The 18,500-nt window shown below is 44.7% G+C and carries 15 protein-coding genes; 9 read left to right on the top strand and 6 right to left on the bottom strand.

The window, feature by feature from the left end; genetic code table 11:
* Positions 1–581 precede the first annotated feature (581 nt).
* Positions 582–1,634 (bottom strand): Ig-like domain-containing protein, encoded by a 1,053-nt coding sequence (locus SG35_RS15200; protein WP_044834919.1) that lies wholly within the window; start codon positions 1,632–1,634, stop codon positions 582–584.
* Positions 1,635–2,193: 559 nt separating this feature from the next.
* On the opposite strand from SG35_RS15200, the gene SG35_RS15195 reads away from it, so the two are divergent.
* From SG35_RS15195 to SG35_RS15180, 4 genes are all read left to right on the top strand, one after another.
* Complete coding sequence (locus SG35_RS15195; RefSeq protein ID WP_274055064.1) at positions 2,194–3,252, top strand: serine hydrolase domain-containing protein; 1,059 nt, start codon at positions 2,194–2,196, stop codon at positions 3,250–3,252.
* 702 nt (positions 3,253–3,954) lie between these two features.
* Positions 3,955–4,128 (top strand): hypothetical protein, encoded by a 174-nt coding sequence (locus SG35_RS15190; protein WP_160298381.1) that lies wholly within the window; start codon positions 3,955–3,957, stop codon positions 4,126–4,128.
* The gene (locus SG35_RS15185) at positions 4,121–4,438 is read left to right on the top strand and encodes a hypothetical protein (protein WP_152646789.1); all 318 of its coding nucleotides are present in this window, start codon (positions 4,121–4,123) and stop codon (positions 4,436–4,438) included. Before SG35_RS15190 ends, SG35_RS15185 begins: the two co-directional genes overlap by 8 nt.
* Before the next feature lie 338 nt (positions 4,439–4,776).
* Positions 4,777–5,016: a hypothetical protein gene (locus tag SG35_RS15180; RefSeq protein ID WP_044835332.1), complete on the top strand. Its 240-nt coding sequence runs from the start codon at positions 4,777–4,779 to the stop codon at positions 5,014–5,016.
* Positions 5,017–5,492: 476 nt separating this feature from the next.
* Here the strand turns inward: SG35_RS15180 and SG35_RS15175 are convergent, their stop codons facing one another.
* Both SG35_RS15175 and SG35_RS15170 read right to left on the bottom strand, forming a co-directional pair.
* Complete coding sequence (locus tag SG35_RS15175; protein ID WP_236702687.1) at positions 5,493–6,125, bottom strand: hypothetical protein; 633 nt, start codon at positions 6,123–6,125, stop codon at positions 5,493–5,495.
* Positions 6,091–6,354, bottom strand: a complete 264-nt coding sequence (locus SG35_RS15170; RefSeq protein ID WP_236702688.1) for a hypothetical protein — start codon at positions 6,352–6,354, stop codon at positions 6,091–6,093. Before SG35_RS15170 ends, SG35_RS15175 begins: the two co-directional genes overlap by 35 nt.
* Before the next feature lie 1,118 nt (positions 6,355–7,472).
* Here SG35_RS15170 and SG35_RS15165 point away from each other — a divergent pair.
* Positions 7,473–7,778, top strand: coding sequence for a hypothetical protein (locus tag SG35_RS15165; protein ID WP_152646733.1), 306 nt, complete (start codon positions 7,473–7,475; stop codon positions 7,776–7,778).
* A gap of 411 nt (positions 7,779–8,189) precedes the next feature.
* Positions 8,190–8,660 (top strand): low molecular weight protein-tyrosine-phosphatase, encoded by a 471-nt coding sequence (locus SG35_RS15160; protein ID WP_044834642.1) that lies wholly within the window; start codon positions 8,190–8,192, stop codon positions 8,658–8,660.
* A gap of 246 nt (positions 8,661–8,906) precedes the next feature.
* Here the strand turns inward: SG35_RS15160 and SG35_RS15155 are convergent, their stop codons facing one another.
* Both SG35_RS15155 and ppsR read right to left on the bottom strand, forming a co-directional pair.
* Positions 8,907–9,959, bottom strand: a complete 1,053-nt coding sequence (locus SG35_RS15155; protein ID WP_044834641.1) for a 3-deoxy-7-phosphoheptulonate synthase — start codon at positions 9,957–9,959, stop codon at positions 8,907–8,909.
* A gap of 189 nt (positions 9,960–10,148) precedes the next feature.
* The gene (gene ppsR / locus SG35_RS15150; protein WP_044834640.1) at positions 10,149–10,958 is read right to left on the bottom strand and encodes a posphoenolpyruvate synthetase regulatory kinase/phosphorylase PpsR; all 810 of its coding nucleotides are present in this window, start codon (positions 10,956–10,958) and stop codon (positions 10,149–10,151) included.
* 129 nt (positions 10,959–11,087) lie between these two features.
* Here ppsR and ppsA point away from each other — a divergent pair, with 129 nt between their 5' ends.
* The 3 genes from ppsA to SG35_RS15135 all read left to right on the top strand — a co-directional run bounded on the left by ppsA (position 11,088) and on the right by SG35_RS15135 (position 17,676).
* On the top strand, positions 11,088–13,463 hold the full coding sequence (ppsA, locus tag SG35_RS15145) for a phosphoenolpyruvate synthase (RefSeq protein ID WP_044834673.1): 2,376 nt from the start codon (positions 11,088–11,090) through the stop codon (positions 13,461–13,463).
* A gap of 210 nt (positions 13,464–13,673) precedes the next feature.
* Entirely contained in the window at positions 13,674–16,748 is a 3,075-nt protein-coding gene (ydiJ, locus tag SG35_RS15140; protein ID WP_044834672.1) for a D-2-hydroxyglutarate dehydrogenase YdiJ, read from the top strand.
* Positions 16,749–16,968: 220 nt separating this feature from the next.
* Entirely contained in the window at positions 16,969–17,676 is a 708-nt protein-coding gene (locus SG35_RS15135) for a type 2 periplasmic-binding domain-containing protein (RefSeq protein ID WP_053043274.1), read from the top strand.
* Between the two features lie 74 nt (positions 17,677–17,750).
* Here SG35_RS15135 and SG35_RS15130 read toward each other — a convergent pair whose 3' ends face one another.
* Positions 17,751–18,059, bottom strand: a complete 309-nt coding sequence (locus SG35_RS15130; protein ID WP_044834639.1) for a c-type cytochrome — start codon at positions 18,057–18,059, stop codon at positions 17,751–17,753.
* Positions 18,060–18,500: the final 441 nt, after the last annotated feature.

The following is an 18,500-nucleotide window of genomic DNA, read 5'->3' as shown; positions in this document are numbered from 1 at the left end:
TAGAGTATATCTGCCACTTTTACCTGAAAATAACCTGTATCGGCCTTTACGCAAATTTCAATGCTTTGGTTCACTAGTTTTTGTTTTGAATTAGTCATGCTGCTTAATGGCTGCTCAATGCTAATGCCTTATTTTTGTTGTTTTAGGTGGCTTTGATATGGTCCATCGGTTTTAACCCATAATCGAGACCGGGCATTCAAAAGTGGCAATGGCCTATTGATGATAAGCGATAACAAACACCCATAGGGGCAGGGGGCATAAGCGGATTAAATCATAGCTGAAATGACGCGGCATTTCGATATCCAAAAACATGGCTTCTATCTTGTTTTGCGACAGCATTGTCAGACACGTCGGACAGTGTTTGTTCGGCGCTGGCATATTGGCCAACAAGCGCAAAGTTGGAAAATTCCCGTAAAGCGGTGGCCAGGCCTTTCTGGCCAGGGATTTATCGTTAGCTGAGGGTAAAGGAGAAGCTGTTGGAGCCAGAAAAGTTCAATCCAGGTGAGGTCAGTATCACGAGATAATTGCGATACACCCTGTTATTGATGTGACTTACCATCAATAACAGGGCTTATAAACGGTTAATCATGTATGGCGATATAGACTTCACCATATCTGACATTGCCATTTGACCATTTTAAGGTATTTCCGCTACTGTCGGTAAGGGTGTAATACAAATAGACGATACCGCTAAAATCTGTGCTGGCGGTGTATTTGATTTTATTATTCACCACTTCAAAGACTTTCTCCTGGCTCCACATGGCCACATTAAGGGTATAGCCCTCAACCCCTATATCGTTAGCCAGGGCGTCTATGGTAACAGTTTCCCCTTTGGCCAGCATGGCGCTGTCGGTATTGATAATGGGCAGGGAGACGCCATTTGGCTGGCGCACATAAATGATCGCCCTGCGCCATTCCTTGGAAATACCGCCGCGGCTGTCATGTACTCGGTAGTATATGATCTGGATGCCGGAAAAACCGTCATTGTAAGGGGCAAAAGTGAGCGAATTGCCATTTTGGCTTAAAACACCGTGATCGATATTATTTTGTGATGGCTCCAGCACTACAGACATGCTATCGCCGTCGGGATCATAATCGTTGCTGCTGGGATCAAAAGTGATGGCTTGGCCGTAACGGGATTCGTAGGCAATATCTTTAACTACAGGTAGCTGGTTAGGTTTAGGTGCTTCACCGTTTGCCACTGAAATATCGATAATGATATTGGCCAGTAATGAACCAAAGGCAGTGTAGCTGAGGATCACCTTGTCATCGCCGGCAACCTCAGAGAAAAACTGAAAATCAGTATTGCCGATAATGCTGACCTGCCCATTGGCTGCAGGACTGGCAATAGTGATAGTGACATTTTCGCGGCCATAGGCATTTATTAAAGCCGACAATGATGCGGGTTCTTCAAGCGGTTGGATCACCGTTTCATATTGAGGGACTGAAAGCGATGTCAGGTAGGTGGTGGCATTTAACTCGATAAATTCGGTAAAACCGCTGGAATTACCAACAATGGCCATTTGCGGGTTTAACATTATCGGCTCGGAAAACTCTGTTGCCGGTAGTGCGTTGGCAGCGCTATTGATAAATAATGAGCAGCCCAGTGCCGCTACTATGGTTTTAAATTTCATAACAATTCCTTTTAAATTTACGGAGATTTCATTATCGCCGGACTGCAGGTCATTTTGATCTAGGCATCAGCATAGATACGGATGTATTTAACAATAGTTTTACATAAAGGTAAAGAAAAAAACATAAGAGAAGTGATTTTTTTCACTGCAAGCTATTGAACTAAACGGTTATTTTAGATTGTATCCAAAAATAAAGTTAACATACTGTTTCATTTGAATGCAGCTGTATTGTAAAAACGAATTAAACAGCGCTATCAATTAGGACGTGTTGATCTTTTGAAAAGGAATTTTGAGAACGTCGTGCTTGAGTGATAGTGAACGCCATTGGCAGTAAAAATAACCGTGGTACAAAGTTAGTTCAGTTTTTCACATATACCAAAGTTTGGCTGTCCACGCCTGGTTACGTGGTTTCCATAAACAGTCGTTTAACTAACAAACTTTCTTCCGCGTCAACGGCTAATAGTGGACATACCCAGAAATAGTTCCTGTTTTTGTATAGAGATTGTTATATTAACACGACAGCACAATTCTTGATAAAGGCACTAACTAAAGGAAAAGCATGAATAAAACTCGCGTAAATTACATTGTCTGCATCATCACTCTTTTTTTTATTTCACTTTCGCTCAATGCAGAGATGTTAACTTCAAAAAAAGAGATTGACGATTATCTCATATCGGAAGACTACTCAGGAGTCTTTATAGCCGTTCGAGATGGTAAGGTTTTGCATGAAGGTGGTTATGGTTATGCCAATGTAGAAAAAAAACGCAAATTTAAAACAAGTGATCAATTTCGCATCGGTTCATTAACGAAAGATTTTACCGTCTTGCTCGTTATCAAACTTATTGACGACGGCAGAATAAAAAGCCTTTCAGACCCGGTAACAAAGTACCTGCCTCATTTAAATATCGACGGGAGAATAACGATTGAACACTTGATTAAGCATCGTTCCGGCATACCGGAGTTGCTAGCACTGGTTGACATAAAAAAACATTATACAGTGGACGAGCTTCTAAACTTAATTAAAGCGCAAGACTTAGCTTTCCAGCCGGGAGTGGGTGAAGCCTACTCAAATTCTAACTACATTTTACTTGGGGCAATTATCGAAAAAGCCACAGGTAGAACATATTGGGAAAACATCCAAACGCACATATTCACCCCCCTTGGCATGGTCAATACAAGTGTAAACTTCCTTAACTTAAGTACCCTCAATACTCAGGAAAATAGTCATTCTATCGGGTACATTTACAGCGGCGATACACTTAAGCGTGCAAGCCATATGGAAATGGCAATTCCTTATGCGGCTGGTGCATATTCAAGTAATTTGCCAGATCTGAAAAGGTGGATTGACTCATTATTGAATGAATCTTTGATATCTCAGAGGCAGCGTAACGTTATTTTTGAAAAAAGCTTTGGTTTTGACTGGGAAGAATGGCAAGTAGGGGGAATGAATGTTTATTCGCACGCAGGCGGTATCTTTGGATTCAGTGCTTTCATTGCTGTGATGCCGGGGCAAAAAAATAGTTATATGGTTTTTCTAAGTAATACACAAGATCAGTATTTAAATTTGAAAAGGCACTCAAAAAACATTTTTTTAAAGAGTATTCAAAGAGCCATGTGATAGCACAGACAACAGCAATACCCCTGAACTTCGATATGAGTTCATAAATAAGCTATACAATTTATGAGAAAATATATCGCGAAATTTTTATGGTCAATGTCAGCAAAGCGTTGACCATTTGAACTCACAGTACTAGCCGGGCATATTATACCAATTTTATTAAATATCTAACCATCTTCGGATGGTCTAAATCTCCAAGTCCTGCGTTGTTTTCAATCACAATAGCTTGCTATTGCTCAATCAAACGCCTTGTTCTTGAAAATTTATTCTCACCGAATTTTGCTCATCTACTTAATACAATTGGTATTATTACCATCATGTGGTGCGTGGCAGCAATAAAGGAAAGTTTAAAGCTAAGCCTCAACCTGCTCTCACTTTACCTGTATATAACAAGTTGCAGAACTTACTTATTGTTTTTAAAGGTGATTTTTAAAGAGGGATATAGTCAGTTACTCCGGCAATGTTCCCGCCAAAAACACCCTGAACACTGTGGATTTATATAGCGTTTTGTACTATACCTTAAAAGGTTAAACAACGATTTATCAACAACCAGAGGAGGTGTCTTACTTACCTGTACAGAGTTAGTAAAGAGCAATTGTTTAACCGGCAAAGTGCCGGGTAACAATTAAGCGCTACCCCTGAGTGTTGGAGCACTCAGCGGCAGCTAACCACAATAGATACTACACTACAGAGGTATCCATCATGGCTAACCCTAATGATATGCCAGAGTTTCACTCGGTTAAAGTTTCTTTAACAGAAAATATACCAAACCCCCAATACCTGCCAACAACTCATGCCGCTAATGTCACCAATACCAGTAACGGTGACAATACCTGTGTGCAGTTAACATTTATGAGGGGCCGGTATCATGTCTGAATCACACTCTACCTCACCTTCCACTTCAAAAGATGCTTCACAGGATGCTTCCCTTGAGCAGGAAGTCACCATGGAGCAGTGGTCGCGTGATTTTCTTGATCTTTGTGATGATTTTGGTCAATTCAGCCAGGAATGTGCCTTTCTCTTTGATGCATTCGCTGCGGTAGCACAAGAGCCTGAGTGCATCACTCCAGATACCAGTGAAGGTATCAGGCATGTAAATTTTTGGCTTAAATACCAGGCCATAGGCTATCGAGAGAAAATAAACCGGCTGCATGATGGCTGGAAAATACTTAAACGTAAACAGTAAGGTGGAATAAGCTTTACACAAAATAAGCCGGGTGGGTCTATCATGAGCATGGCTGAGCTACGTTAAAACTCATCTGGTTTTATTCCTTAACTAGCCGTCGAATAGTCTGGATCATCCACAAAAAACAATATGGGGCATCCACAAATTAAAGGCTATAACAATATGGGTCCAATTCTGTTTATGTTTAGTTTTTGGCTGTCTGGCTTATGCCCCTGAATCACCCAGAAATCTCGTTACTTTGTTCATAAATTATACTTGACACCTATGGTTGTTAATTATATGTTGATATTAGGTAACAAGCGGATACTTGTGTAATTAATAATTAGGGAAATAAAAATATGAAAATCAGCATAATTTCGACCTTAGCAACACTAGCTTTAGGGGCAAGTATTAGTATGACTGCCTTACCTGTCCAAGCGACAGCAGCGACAACAGCAGCAGAAAGGTGGATAGTAGCTTGCTTCAATCAGAAGGGAGGCATTATTTTTATTCAAGACTATGATAATTATAATGATGCAACACAAGCCGCAAACTACTGCACCTCTATACGTGGCTCATGGCACATTACTCACCTCTGATAATTGTTCCGGTAATTAACGGCCCCTATAAAAGGGAAGCACTAACAATAAAATGCTTTCCTTTAATCACAGCAAGCTTGGACTTCTCTTACTTCTGAGTCCCGGATAGGTCTATCAGATTTTATGTCTTTCTTGTACGCATATGTCCAGCCAGAAATAGCAATAGCTTTCACTATAGAACTTTTACCAGAGCTGTTTTCACTGTAAACATCCGCTGAACAGCATCTAGCTAATTGGCCAAAGGACTTTTTTTCTATTTCCTTAGCGCCTTGATCCAATTCGATCAGCAAAGATTGACAGCCAAAAACTGAATTACAACGATGATAATATTATGAATACCAGCAAAGGGAACAAGGGAATTTCATCTATTTTATGAACGGATATATTTCTTTCAAAAAGGCGATAATAGAAGAATTTAGAACAAGATAGACTGTCACTATCAATTAGCGGGCATCGTTATAGTTAGAGCTTGAAGTTTAGTGAAAGATAGCTTCCTGCTCTCGTTGTCCAGCAATCCATTTCTTCCCCATATGCTGGGCATAAAGGGATAGTTCTGCTAAAGAGCCCACTGCCCGGTGATACTTTTTGCCAAAGTGTTGCGCTAAGCCCATCCAGTCATCGCCAGAAAACCCTAGTTGCTTTAATAGCGGATAAGCCTTTTCATCAATATAACCCCGCTTATCTTCTCTAATGGCTTTACCGGTAGCTTCCACTAGCTCAAAGTAATTAATAAGTGAAAAAGCTATACCGTAAGGTTGGTCTTGATGCTCATTGCCAATAAAACCGAGCAAGGATTTAACCTTAAATGGAAGCAATGAAGGGTTATCTTTTTTACTGGCTTTATCATGCGCCCGCTCATAGGCCGAGGTATATTCAGACTCTTGCACAGTACTGGCCATTTTAGCGCGAATAGGGTTTAAATCGACATAAGCCATACAAGCGAGCAGCGCTTTTTCATCCAGTAAGGTTTGAGATTTAAATCGCCCTTCCCAAAAGCGCCCCTGGCAGTTATCTTCTTTATTCGCTTTACGGGCAATATATTCATTTAGACTGCGCATCAACCAGGAAATATCACTAAGCCTGCCTCGCCATTCTTCGATAATTTTCAATGCAAGTAGCCTTTTTAGTACTTGTTTTGGCTTCTCCGGATAACCAACGTTCGACTAAAGGTTTATTGGCATAGAGTTGTAACCAGCGCCGACAAACTTTTTCATGATCCCAGCTATTGGCTTCCTGTTCATTAACATATACCACTAAGTGATAGTGATTTGACATCACCGCATAAGCGGCCACTTCAATCGCAAACATGGAGGTAAGAAAATGGATACGGTCAACCATCCACTGTCGCCTGTGCTCATAATTCTTGTTGGTGTATTCATCGTCACTGCACAGGAAAGCGCGGCGAATACAGCGGGAAACAAATGGTAATAACAGGTATCGGAAAGGGAAATTTGAGAACGTCGTGCTTGAGTTATAGTGAAACACCACTGTCAGTAAAAATAACCGCGGCACAAAGGTAGTTCAGCTTTTCACATTTACCAAGGTTTGGGTGTCCATGCTTGCTATTCCAAAGAGCCATGTGATAGCACAGACAACAGCAATATCCCTGAACTTCGATATGAGTTCATAAATAAGCTATACAATTTATGAGAAAATATATCGCGAAATTTTTATGGTCAATGTCAGCAAAGCGTTGACCATTTAAACTCACAGTACTAGCCGGGCATATTATACCAATTTTATTAAATATCTAACCATCTTCGGATGGTCTAAATCTCCAAGTCCTGCGTTGTTTTCAATCACAATAGCTTGCTATTGCTCAATCAAACGCCTTGTTCTTGAAAATTTATTCTCACCGAATTTTGCTCATCTACTTAATGCAATTGGTATTATTACCATCATGTGGTGCGTGGCAGCAATAAAGGAAAGTTTAAAGCTAAGCCTCAACCTGCTCTCACTTTACCTGTATATAACAAGTTGCAGAACTTACTTATTGTTTTTAAAGCTGATTTTTAAAGAGGGATATAGTCAGTTACCCCGGCAATGCTCCCGCCAAAAACACCTCGAATACTGTGGATTTATATAGTGTTTTGTACTATACCTTAAAGGGTTAAACAACGATTTATCACCAAGCAGCGGAGGTATTTTTTTACCGGTAAATAGTCAATAAAGAGCAATTGCTTAACCGGCAAAGTGCCGGATAACAATTAAGCGCTACCCCTGAGTGCTCGAACACTCAGCGGCAGCTAACCACAATAGATACTACACTACAGAGGTATCCATCATGGCTAACCCTAATGATATGCCAGAGTTTCACTCGGTTAAAGTTTCTTTAACAGAAAATATACCAAACCCCCAATACTCGCCAGCAACGCATACCGCGAAGGTAACCAATAGCTGGAATAGCGAATGGGCCAATGTTTGTGTGCGGTTAATACTGATGGGAGGGCGGTATTATGTCTGAATCACATTCCACCTCAAATTCTGTTAAGCAGGATGCTTCTCTTGATCAGGAGGTCACCATTGAGCAGTGGTCGCGAGAGCTGCTCGATCTTTGCGAGGATTTTTGTCAATTCAGTCAGGAATGCGCCTTCCTCTTCGATGCTTTTGCTGCAGTTGCCCGAGAGCCTGAGTGCATCACGCCAGATACCAGTGAAGGTATAAGGCATGTCAACTTTTGGCTTAAATACCAGGTCATAGGCTATCGGGAGAAAATTAACCGGCTGCATGAGGGCTGGAGAATACTTAAGTGTAAACTGTAAGTGGAATAAGTTTTACACAAAATAAGCCGGGTGGGTGTACCATGACTATAGTTAAAACTCATCCGGTTTTATCCCTTAACTAGCCGTCGAACAGCCTAGAACATCCACAAACGAATTTATGTTAGCCTGTTTCCCTCTAGCTCTGTTTTATTTTTGCTGTCCAGTTTTGTTGTATTTTGACCCCTTTGCTTAAATCGGAAAGTGCTGCTATCGCTCGTTAGCTTTTACTTCTTATTTGACTCTTCCTTTGTACTTTATTTGACAGATAACAAGTTATACTTTACCTAGAAGGGAAAAAGTATCAGAATAGTCGTGATTAATCCCCTGGGCGCTTTTTATAAGCTATTGACTGTATTGGGGTGCACATGCGGGGATTGCATGGAAGTAACAAGTAAATATGGAGTTAAATGTATGAACTATAACGAAATAAACAGCATTTTATTTATTTGCATGGGCAATATCTGTCGCTCTCCCAGTGCCGAAGCGGTATTCAAACATAAAATCAAAACCTTAGGTAAAGATTTAACCGTTGATTCAGCCGGAACCGTTGGCGCGCATGCCAGGGAAAAACCCGATCAGCGGGCGCAAAAAGCCGGTAAATTACGCGGTTATTCTTTTGATAAAATGCGTGCCCGTAAAGTCACTGAGCAGGATTTTGAGATTTTTGACCTGGTGCTGGCGATGGATAAGCAAAATGTAGCCGCGCTGCAGCGAATGGCGCCCAGGCATTTGCATCATAAAATCCAGTTGTTTTTAGATTACGCGGAAAATTATAAAGAATCAGAAGTACCGGATCCCTATTATGGCGGCGCCAGAGGTTTTCAGTTTGTGTTAGATCTGGTGGAAGATGCCAGCGATGGCCTGCTGATGCGCATGGACTAAAACGATAATATTCTGAATATCAGACAAATAAAACCGCGGTAACATTAGCTGTTATCGCGGTTTTTTATGTTCAGAAGGAACGGTATGCTGCGATGACATGGATGTCAGGAAGCAGCGATGTTCAGGAGGAACGGTCAACTTACCCGTTCCTGACGTAAGTTAAGTACTTACGTCTCTGTAAGCAATGCTGCGATGACACGGATGTCAGGGAGCAGCTATGCCCAGAATGAGTATGATATTGCGGTGTTAGCTTTTTCGATGCTCGACCGCTTCTGCCAGTATATTCAGCAGTTCTTCGCTGGTGTTTAAATCAATACAGGCATCGGTAATGCTTTGGCCATAGGTTAACGGCTGGTTGATAACTACCGACTGTTTGCCTTCCACGATAAAGCTTTCCACCATGACACCGAAAATCGTGTTATTTCCCTGTTTTACCTGCTCAGCCAGTGACTGGGCGACATGGATCTGGCGGTTATGATCTTTATTGCTGTTGCCGTGGCTGCAATCGACCATGATCCTTTGCGGCAAACCGGCGCCGTCTAAGGTATCGCAGGCGGCATTGATGTCTGCTTCATGGTAGTTAGGTGCTTTACCGCCGCGTAAAATCACATGGGCATGGGGATTGCCGTGGGTTTGGTAGATACACATCTGCCCGCTTTTATCGGGAGAATATAGCACATGCGGTACGCTGGAGGCCTTGATGGCATCTACGGCGATTTTGACATTGCCGTCGGTGCCGTTTTTAAAACCTACCGGGCAAGACAGGGCAGAGGCCAGTTCTCTGTGTACCTGGCTTTCTGTGGTTCTGGCGCCGATAGCGCCCCAGGCGATCAAATCGGAAATATACTGACCGGTCACCATATCTAAAAATTCGGTGCCTGCGGGCAAGCCCATCTGGTTGATGGCGACTAAAAGGTTGCGGGCAAGGTTTAAGCCTTTGGCGACTTTGAAAGACTTATCCAGGTCGGGATCGCTGATAAGGCCTTTCCAGCCGACTGTGGTGCGGGGTTTTTCAAAGTAAACCCGCATTACGATCAGCAGGTTATCCCGGTATTTATCATGCAGAACTTTCAGTTTTTGTGCGTACTCTATCGCGGCCACGGGGTCATGAATCGAACAGGGGCCGATAATGACCAGCAGGCGGTCATCTTCGCCGTTGATAATGGCTTCAATTTCCTTTCTGCTGCTCAGGATAAAATCGGCGTCTTGTGGGCTTAGGGGGATCTGCCGGGCAAGTTCGGCAGGAGACACTAAATTTTCAATCAGTGTCGTGCGTAATTCGTCTGTTTTGATGGTCATAGCGTGTCTACAGCATGAGAAAATTGCACCTTTTTGCGGTGCAATATATATATGGGGCTAACATAGCTAAATAAGCCGGGGAAGGGAACCGCTTTATCAGGAATTTTAGCGAAAACTGGAACTTTTTTGATATAAAGCGCCTGAAAGTCTATAACTGAACGTTATATAAGCGATTCCGGGGAAAAAAGCCTAGTATTTATGTCGTTGCAGTCCGGTGGCAGAAAGTATTTTCGCGGTGATTTCTTCCACCGATAATTTGGTGGTATTTAAAAACGGGATTTTTTCCTTTTTGTAGAGCTTTTCCACTTCGCGGATTTCCATGCGGCATTGGCGGGCCGAAGCATATTTGCTGTTGGCCATACGGCCGTCGCGAATTTCCATCAAGCGCTGGGGGTCTATGGTCAGGCCAAAGAGCTTGCTTTTGTTTTTCTTGAGAAAGTCAGGCAGTTTCAGTTCGTCCATATCGTCGTCGGTAAAGGGGTAGTTGGCGGCTTTTATCCCGTATTGCAGTGCCAGGTAGAGTGAGCTTGGCGTTTTGCCCGAGCGGGAAACCCCCACTAAAATGACATCGGCATGTTCGTAGTTGCTGACATTGGAGCCGTCGTCATTGGCCAGGGCGTAGTTAACGGCATCGATACGGTAGTCGTAGTTGTTTTCATGAATACTGTGGGTGCGGTGGGCCTTAGGTTTGGCTTCAAGTTGCAGCTGCTGTTCTAATGGTGCGACAAAATGTTCTAAAAAGTTATAAATAATGCCGTCACAACTGTCTATAATTTCCCTGATTTCAGGATTTACAAAGGTATGGAATACCAGCGGCGGTTCGCCGGTTCGCCTAAACGTTTTATTGATCTCCTGTTTGACCATCTCGGCTTTTTCATGTGATTCGACAAATGGAATGGTGAAATGCTCAAATTCGGTAGGAAAAAGCGATAATAAGGCATGTCCAAATACTTCCGAGGTGATCGCCGTACCGTCTGAAATATAAAAAGCTGCACGCATCTGTAACCCTTAATGAAAACTTTCAATTTGTGTTTTGGTTTCTGTAGCGGGCAGTGTAGAATGTCTGGAGCTCATAATAAAGAGCTTTTCCTCATATATCGTTAGTTATCCATAATGGAGATTATTGTTGTGCAAGAAAACGTACTTTGGTATGAAAACCTGGGCATGGGTGATGTTGACCGCGTAGGCGGCAAGAACGCATCACTTGGTGAAATGATTTCAAATCTTGCGAATGTAGGCGTGCAGGTACCCGGCGGTTTTGCGACCACGGCTTATGCTTTTAACGAATTCCTCGAACAAAGCGGTCTTAATGATAAAATCCATGATTTACTCGACACCCTGGACGTTGATGATATCAATGCCCTGACTAAGTGCGGTGAAACCATACGTCAATGGGTTATCGACACGCCTTTTCTTCCACAAATGCAACACGATATCGAACAGGCTTATGGTCAATTAGCCGCCGGTTTTGATGATGATGCCTCTTTCGCGGTGCGCTCTTCCGCTACCGCCGAAGATATGCCTGATGCTTCTTTTGCCGGGCAACAGGAAACTTTCCTCAACGTACGTGGGTTAGACGCCGTAATGGTGGCGATTAAGCACGTATTTGCTTCTTTATTTAACGATCGCGCCATTTCCTACCGGGTACACCAGGGTTACGACCACCGCGGTGTAGCCCTGTCTGCCGGTATCCAGCGCATGGTGCGCAGTGATATCTCTTCTTCCGGGGTGATGTTCTCCATCGATACCGAATCGGGCTTTGAAGATGTGGTCTTTATCACTTCCAGCTACGGCCTGGGTGAAATGGTGGTGCAGGGGGCGGTAAACCCTGACGAATTTTATGTGCACAAGCCAACGTTAGCCAAAGGCAAGCAAGCGGTAGTGCGTCGCAATATCGGTAGCAAAGCCATCAAAATGGTGTATTCTGCGGATCAAAGCCACGGCAAGCAGGTGGAAATTGTCGATATCGACCCTGAAGTTTCCAATCAATTCTCCCTGACTGACGGTGAAGTACAAGAGCTGGCCAAACAGGCGGTGATCATCGAGCAGCACTATAAGCGTCCTATGGATATCGAATGGGCCAAAGACGGCCTGGACGGTAAGTTATACATAGTACAGGCGCGTCCTGAAACGGTACGCAGCCGTGAAAATGCCAATGTAATGGAACAGTTCCAGTTACAGGAAACGGCGGATGTGATTTGTGAAGGCCGCTCGATCGGCACTAAAATCGGCAGCGGTGAAGCGAAAGTATTGGCCTCGCTTGCGGAAATGGACAAGATCCAGCCGGGCGATGTCCTGGTCACCGATATGACAGATCCCGACTGGGAACCTATCATGAAGCGTGCTTCTGCCATTGTGACCAACCGTGGCGGCCGTACTTGTCACGCAGCTATCATTGCCCGTGAAATGGGGATTCCGGCGGTTGTCGGTTGTGGTGATGCCACCAGTAAAATTAACGCCGGTGATGCCGTTACCGTTTCCTGCGCCGAAGGGGATACAGGTTATATCTACGAGGGTAAGCTGGAATATAAGGTGACTACTTCTCAAGTAGATCAAATGCCTGAGCTACCGCTGAAAATTATGATGAACGTCGGCAACCCGGACCGGGCTTTTGCCTTTGCCAAGTTGCCTCATGCCGGTATCGGCCTGGCGCGTTTGGAATTTATCATCAACAAAATGATAGGTGTGCACCCTAAAGCACTGATTAATTATGACAGCCAGAGCGCAGATCTGCGGGAAGAGATCGATGATATCATCGCCGGTTATGACAGCCCGGTGGAATTTTATATCGCCAAACTGACCGAAGGTATCGCGACTTTGGCAGCGGCTTATTCGCCGGAGAAAGTCATTGTCCGTATGTCTGACTTTAAGTCCAACGAATATGCCAACCTGGTCGGCGGTGAAGAGTTTGAACCGGATGAAGAAAATCCGATGATCGGCTACCGCGGCGCCTCCCGTTATATTTCACAGGATTTCCGTGAATGTTTCGCGCTCGAATGTGAAGCCATCAAGCGGGTACGCAACGACATGGGCCTGACCAATGTTGAAGTGATGATCCCGTTCGTACGTACGTTAGACGAAGCTAAAGCGGTTATCGACATCCTGGCGGAGCACGGCTTAAAACGCGGTGAAAACGGCCTTAGGGTGATCATGATGTGTGAATTGCCGTCCAATGCCTTGTTGGCGGATCAGTTCCTGGATCACTTCGACGGTTTCTCTATCGGCTCAAATGATTTAACCCAGCTGACTTTAGGTCTGGACAGGGATTCCGGTTTGATCGCCCACTTATTTGATGAGCGCGATCCGGCCATTAAAATCCTGCTGGAAATGGCCATTAAAGCCTGTAAGGCCAGAGGCAAGTACGTCGGAATCTGTGGTCAGGGACCATCGGATCATGCCGACTTTGCCGCCTGGCTGGTAGAGCAGGGCATAGACAGTGTGTCATTGAACCCGGATACGGTATTACCGACCTGGTTATACCTGGCGGAGCAACACGGTAAGTAAGTTTACCGCTAATTTTTCGTGATAAAAGCTACGCCGCATAAGCTGCGTAGCCATAGAAAAAGCCCGATAATGTTTACTTTTCTGAGCACTTGATTCAGTAAAAGGTAAAATTTCCGGGCTTTTTGTTTTCTGGGTGTTTAGCAGATGTTTTTTGCTGCCGCCGTGATATACTGCACGACCTCTAATGTTGTCAGCAGAAATTTATCTTTTATGTTACCCCGGCTAGATCATCAAGACCTTGTTTCTCCTTTATTTCAAGAATTTGCCCGGTTACTTTCCGAGCAGCCTTTTACCGGCGATATCAATTGCCAGTACAGTGCCCGGCTCGCGGTGGCCACAGATAACAGTGTTTACCAGCAACTGCCACAGTTGGTGGTGCATCCGCGCAGCAAACAGGACATTCAGTTAATTGCCCGTCTGGCCAGCGACAGCCGTTTTGACAGTATAAAATTCAGCGCCCGAGGCGGCGGCACCGGCACCAATGGCCAGAGTTTAACGCCGGGGATCGTGGTGGATTTATCCAAGTACATGAACCGTATCCTGGAAATCAATGTCGAAGAGAACTGGGTGCGGGTGGAAGCCGGCGTGGTTAAAGATCAGCTTAACGATTACCTGCGCCCCCATGGTTTTTTCTTCTCGCCGGACTTATCCACCAGTAACCGTGCCACGGTGGGCGGCATGATCAATACCGATGCTTCCGGGCAGGGGTCGCTGGTTTACGGAAAAACGTCAGATCACGTTTTAGGCCTGGAATCTGTGCTCGCCAACGGCGATTTGATCGCTACTGAGCCTATGGCGCTGAGCGATGCCGAACAACTGTCACAGCAAGACTCCAGCCTGGGACGTATCACCAAAGCGGTGCTGGCGTCCTGCCGCGACAACCGGGAATTGATATTAGAGAAATTCCCGCGCCTGAACCGTTTTTTAACCGGTTATGACTTAGAGCATGTTTTTAATGATGATTTATCCCGGTTTGATTTAACGCGCCTGATCACCGGCTCGGAAGGTTCACTGGCTTTTGTTTGTGAAGCCAAGCTTAATTTAACCAAGATAGCGCCGGCAAAGACCTTGATTAATATCAAGTACGACAGTTTCGACTCGGCGTTGCGTCATTCCCCGAGCCTGGTAAAAGCTAAGGCTACCTCGGTGGAAACCATAGATTCCAAGGTATTAAACCTTGCCCGTGAAGACATTATCTGGCACAGCGTCAGCGATTTGATCACCGACGTGCCGGGTAAAGTCATGGACGGCATCAATATGGTGGAATATAACGGCGAAAGCGTTGAAGCCCTGGCGGTCCAGGTGAAAGGGTTAACCGATCAGCTCGATCTGGATATTCAGGGGGATAACGGCGTGATTGGTTACCAGGTCACCTCAGATCTGGGGAGCATCAATAAGCTTTATGCCATGCGTAAAAAATCTGTCGGTTTGCTCGGCAACACCGAAGGCAGCCAAAAGCCATTGGCGTTTGCCGAAGATACCGCGGTACCGCCGGAAAATCTGGCGGATTTTATCGCCGAATTCCGCACTTTACTGGATGGCCACGGTCTGCATTACGGTATGTTTGGTCATGTTGATGCCGGTGTATTACACGTGCGTCCGGCGCTGGATATGTGCGATCCCGGGCAGGAAGTACTGCTTAGGGAAATTTCCGATCAGGTGGTGGCATTAACCGCCAAATATGGCGGCTTAATGTGGGGCGAGCATGGTAAAGGTTACCGCAGCGAATACGGCCCGCAGTTTTTTGGCGAGCAGCTTTTCGGGGAGCTAAGAAAAATAAAAACCGCCTTTGACCCGTTAAACAAGATGAACCCGGGCAAGATTTGTACGCCGCTGGCATCTACGGAATCTCTGGTGTCGGTAGACGGGCAAAAGCGCGGTTACTTCGACCGTCAAATTCCGGTGCAGGTCAAGGACTCCTTTAATTCTGCCTTGGACTGTAACGGCAACGGTTTATGTTTTAACTATGATGTTAACAGTCCTATGTGTCCGTCGAGCAAGGTGACCCGGGATCGCCGTCATTCGCCCAAAGGGCGTGCCGGTTTGATGCGCGAGTGGCTTCGCCTGGTAGAAAATAAAGGGGTCGATATCCTCGCACTGGAAGAGAACATTAACGGCTGGTCGGTAAAACGCCTGTTGGATAAGGTGAAAACCCGTTTCAGCAATAACAACGGGCAGGACTTCTCGCATGAGGTGATGGAGGCCATGTCCGGTTGTTTGGCCTGTAAAGCCTGTGCCAGCCAGTGTCCGATTAAAGTGGATGTACCGGACTTTCGCGCTCGCTTTATCAATCTTTATTATTCGCGCTATATGCGGCCGTTAAAAGATCACCTGGTGGCCAATGTTGAAGTGTTGGCTCCTGTGATGGCCAAGGCTCCTAAGCTGGTTAACAAGGTATTAAGCTCTAAGGTTTATGACAAGCTTTCTGCCAAAACTATCGGTTATGTCGATACGCCGTTATTGTCTGTGCCTACCCTGCAGCAAAGGGTGAGCGACGCCGGGTATCCCGAATTTAACCTGCAAACCCTGCAGCAAATGCCGCTTGAAAGACGCCAGCAGCATGTGCTGATTGTTCAAGATCCCTTTACCTCGTTTTATGATGCCACAGCAGTAGAAGCCTTGATGAAGCTCAGTGCCAAGCTAGGCTTTACTCCTATTTTGGTACCTTTTAAACCCAACGGTAAACCCCAGCATGTGAAAGGTTTCTTGTCCCGTTTTGCTAAAACTGCCGGCAGTGCCGCCGAGTTTTTAAACCAACTACAGCAACTGGAAATTCCTATGCTGGGCTTAGACGCCTCCCTGGTGTTGTGTTACCGGGATGAATACCAGCAGGTGCTGGGCGATAAACGCGGTGATTTCGAGGTATTGCTTGCCCATGAATGGCTAACAAGTTTGCTGGAAAAGGGGCAATTGCCTCAGATGGCAAGTATAAGAGGTCATGGTAGTTCAGCGGATAAAGTCAGCTATAAGCTTTTTGCTCATTGCACCGAGAAAACCGCGCTGGCAAAAAGTGAAGATCAATGGGTGACCTTGTTTAACCATTTTGATCAGAAACTGGAAAAAATTGCCGTTGGTTGCTGCGGTATGGCGGGCACTTATGGTCATGAAAAGAGCAATCTGGATAACTCCAAAGCCCTGTTTGATATGAGCTGGCAGCCAAAACTTGAGCCACTTGCCCAGCAGCAGGTACTGGCAACCGGTTTTTCCTGCCGTAGCCAGGTAAAACGTTTAGGCAATATCAAACCCCGGCATCCGGTAGAAGCCTTGCTGTCTGTGCTTGGCTGATAAGCCGTTATTTATCAGAAAAATGTAAGCCTGGCCCGCCAATTTTCCCTTATTTATCGCTGGGAAGTGGGTCAGGTCCTATCAGTAATATCATAAGCTGTGTTGCAGCGCTGCTTGTGATCGGGGTAACAGTGAGAGACGTTGGCCTGTTATTGTGCTGACTTGATTTCTCTTGTTATACGCTTATGCTGTTTACACTGACAATTATTTTGGTTGTTAAGTGAACTACTTCTTAGCTCTGCTTTTTGTTTTTCAGTTTTTCTGTGCCGCCCAAGCGCAGCAGCTGGAAGTTGTCACCGATCATTGGCCGCCGTTTATTGTCGATACTCAACCTGTCTCAGGTACTGTTACCCGTAAAGTCCGGAAAATACTTGATTATGCCGGGCTTGATTATCAGATAACGCTCTATCCCTGGGCGCGCAGTTATCACCTGGGCATGACCAAACCTAATGTGCTGATTTATTCTATTTTCAGGACAAAATCACGGGAGCCTTATTTCCACTGGTTTTGTCCGGTAAATGAAGGCGTCACCGTTAACTTATATAAACTTAAGGGCAATACCAGAAATATAGATTCATTAGCCGGGGTCAGGCAGGCGCTTATTGGTGTGATGCGCGATGATCACAACCACAGCTATTTAGTGCAGCAAGGTTTTATTGAGGGGGTTAACCTGGACATTTCCGCTGACGAGCAGATAAATTTAAGGAAATTGTTTAATGGCCGCGTTGACGCTGTCGGTCTGGCCCAGGAGTCATTAGAGCACCGACTTGCAATGCTCGGCTATTCCAAGGACCAGGTCGTTCAAGGTATGACCCTGCATATTCCGGCTGTTACTAAGCACTGTATGGCACTGAGTTTAGGCTCGGATCAGGCAATCATTGAAAAAATCAGTGCGGGATTTAGCCGCTGGTTGAGTGAGAAAAAGTAAGTGTTATTGCTGAAAACAGCCTTGTAAAAAGTGCCGGAAAGCTTTTAAACAAGGCTGGTGTATAGGGGAATAACTTATTTGACCTTCGCCAGGTAATCGGCAATTGCGGTCATATCGCTTTCCGATACCGCAGCCATCATAGGTTTCATTGTCATCGACATGCCATTGTTTCTTTTGCCGCTTTTTATATCTTTCATTTGATTGAGCAAATAGGTGGCATTTTGTCCGTTAAGTTTGGGGTACATAGGGGCTATGGGGGCTTTTCCTTCAGCGCCGTGGCAGGTGGTACAGAGTTTTTGCGTGTATAAAGCCTTGCCGTCCGCCGCATTGGCTGTTGCAGTAAAGCTAAGGGTAACCGTAAGTGCTAACATGAATATTTTCATTTATTATCCTTAATTTAACTTTGTTATATTTTTAGTGTGATTAGCATTGGATTGCCGTTAAATACAGTATCAAAACTTAGTGCATGAGTTCAATGGCGGGTACTGATGAAGTCTTGTGAATTTCTTTCCTGAAGCTCTTTCCTCCGGCGGAGGTGGACAAACTATTTCTCTTTTTTGAACACCTTTTTCACTGTTATTTTCCTTTTTGGCGCAAATTTTCGCATCAATTTGTCGTTTTTTTGTGATATCTGGTCGTAATTCCTACAGAAGGATGCTGACCAATCGGTAAAATACTGTATTGATTCGTAAGCGAATAACCATAAGGTCGAAAGAAGGAATTATATAAAATGTTGTCCAGGTGGTTATTTTTCCATCAAGAGGGAGGGTAACGTTATATGTCATTTTAATGACATATAACGTCGGTATATTGTTTATCCCTGA

Origin of the sequence: Thalassomonas actiniarum (assembly GCF_000948975.2) — a bacterium.
Classification (GTDB): Bacteria; Pseudomonadota; Gammaproteobacteria; order Enterobacterales; family Alteromonadaceae; genus Thalassomonas; species Thalassomonas actiniarum.
The sequence above is the reverse complement of the archived record's forward strand: the minus strand, read 5'-3'. Positions and strand labels throughout refer to the sequence as shown.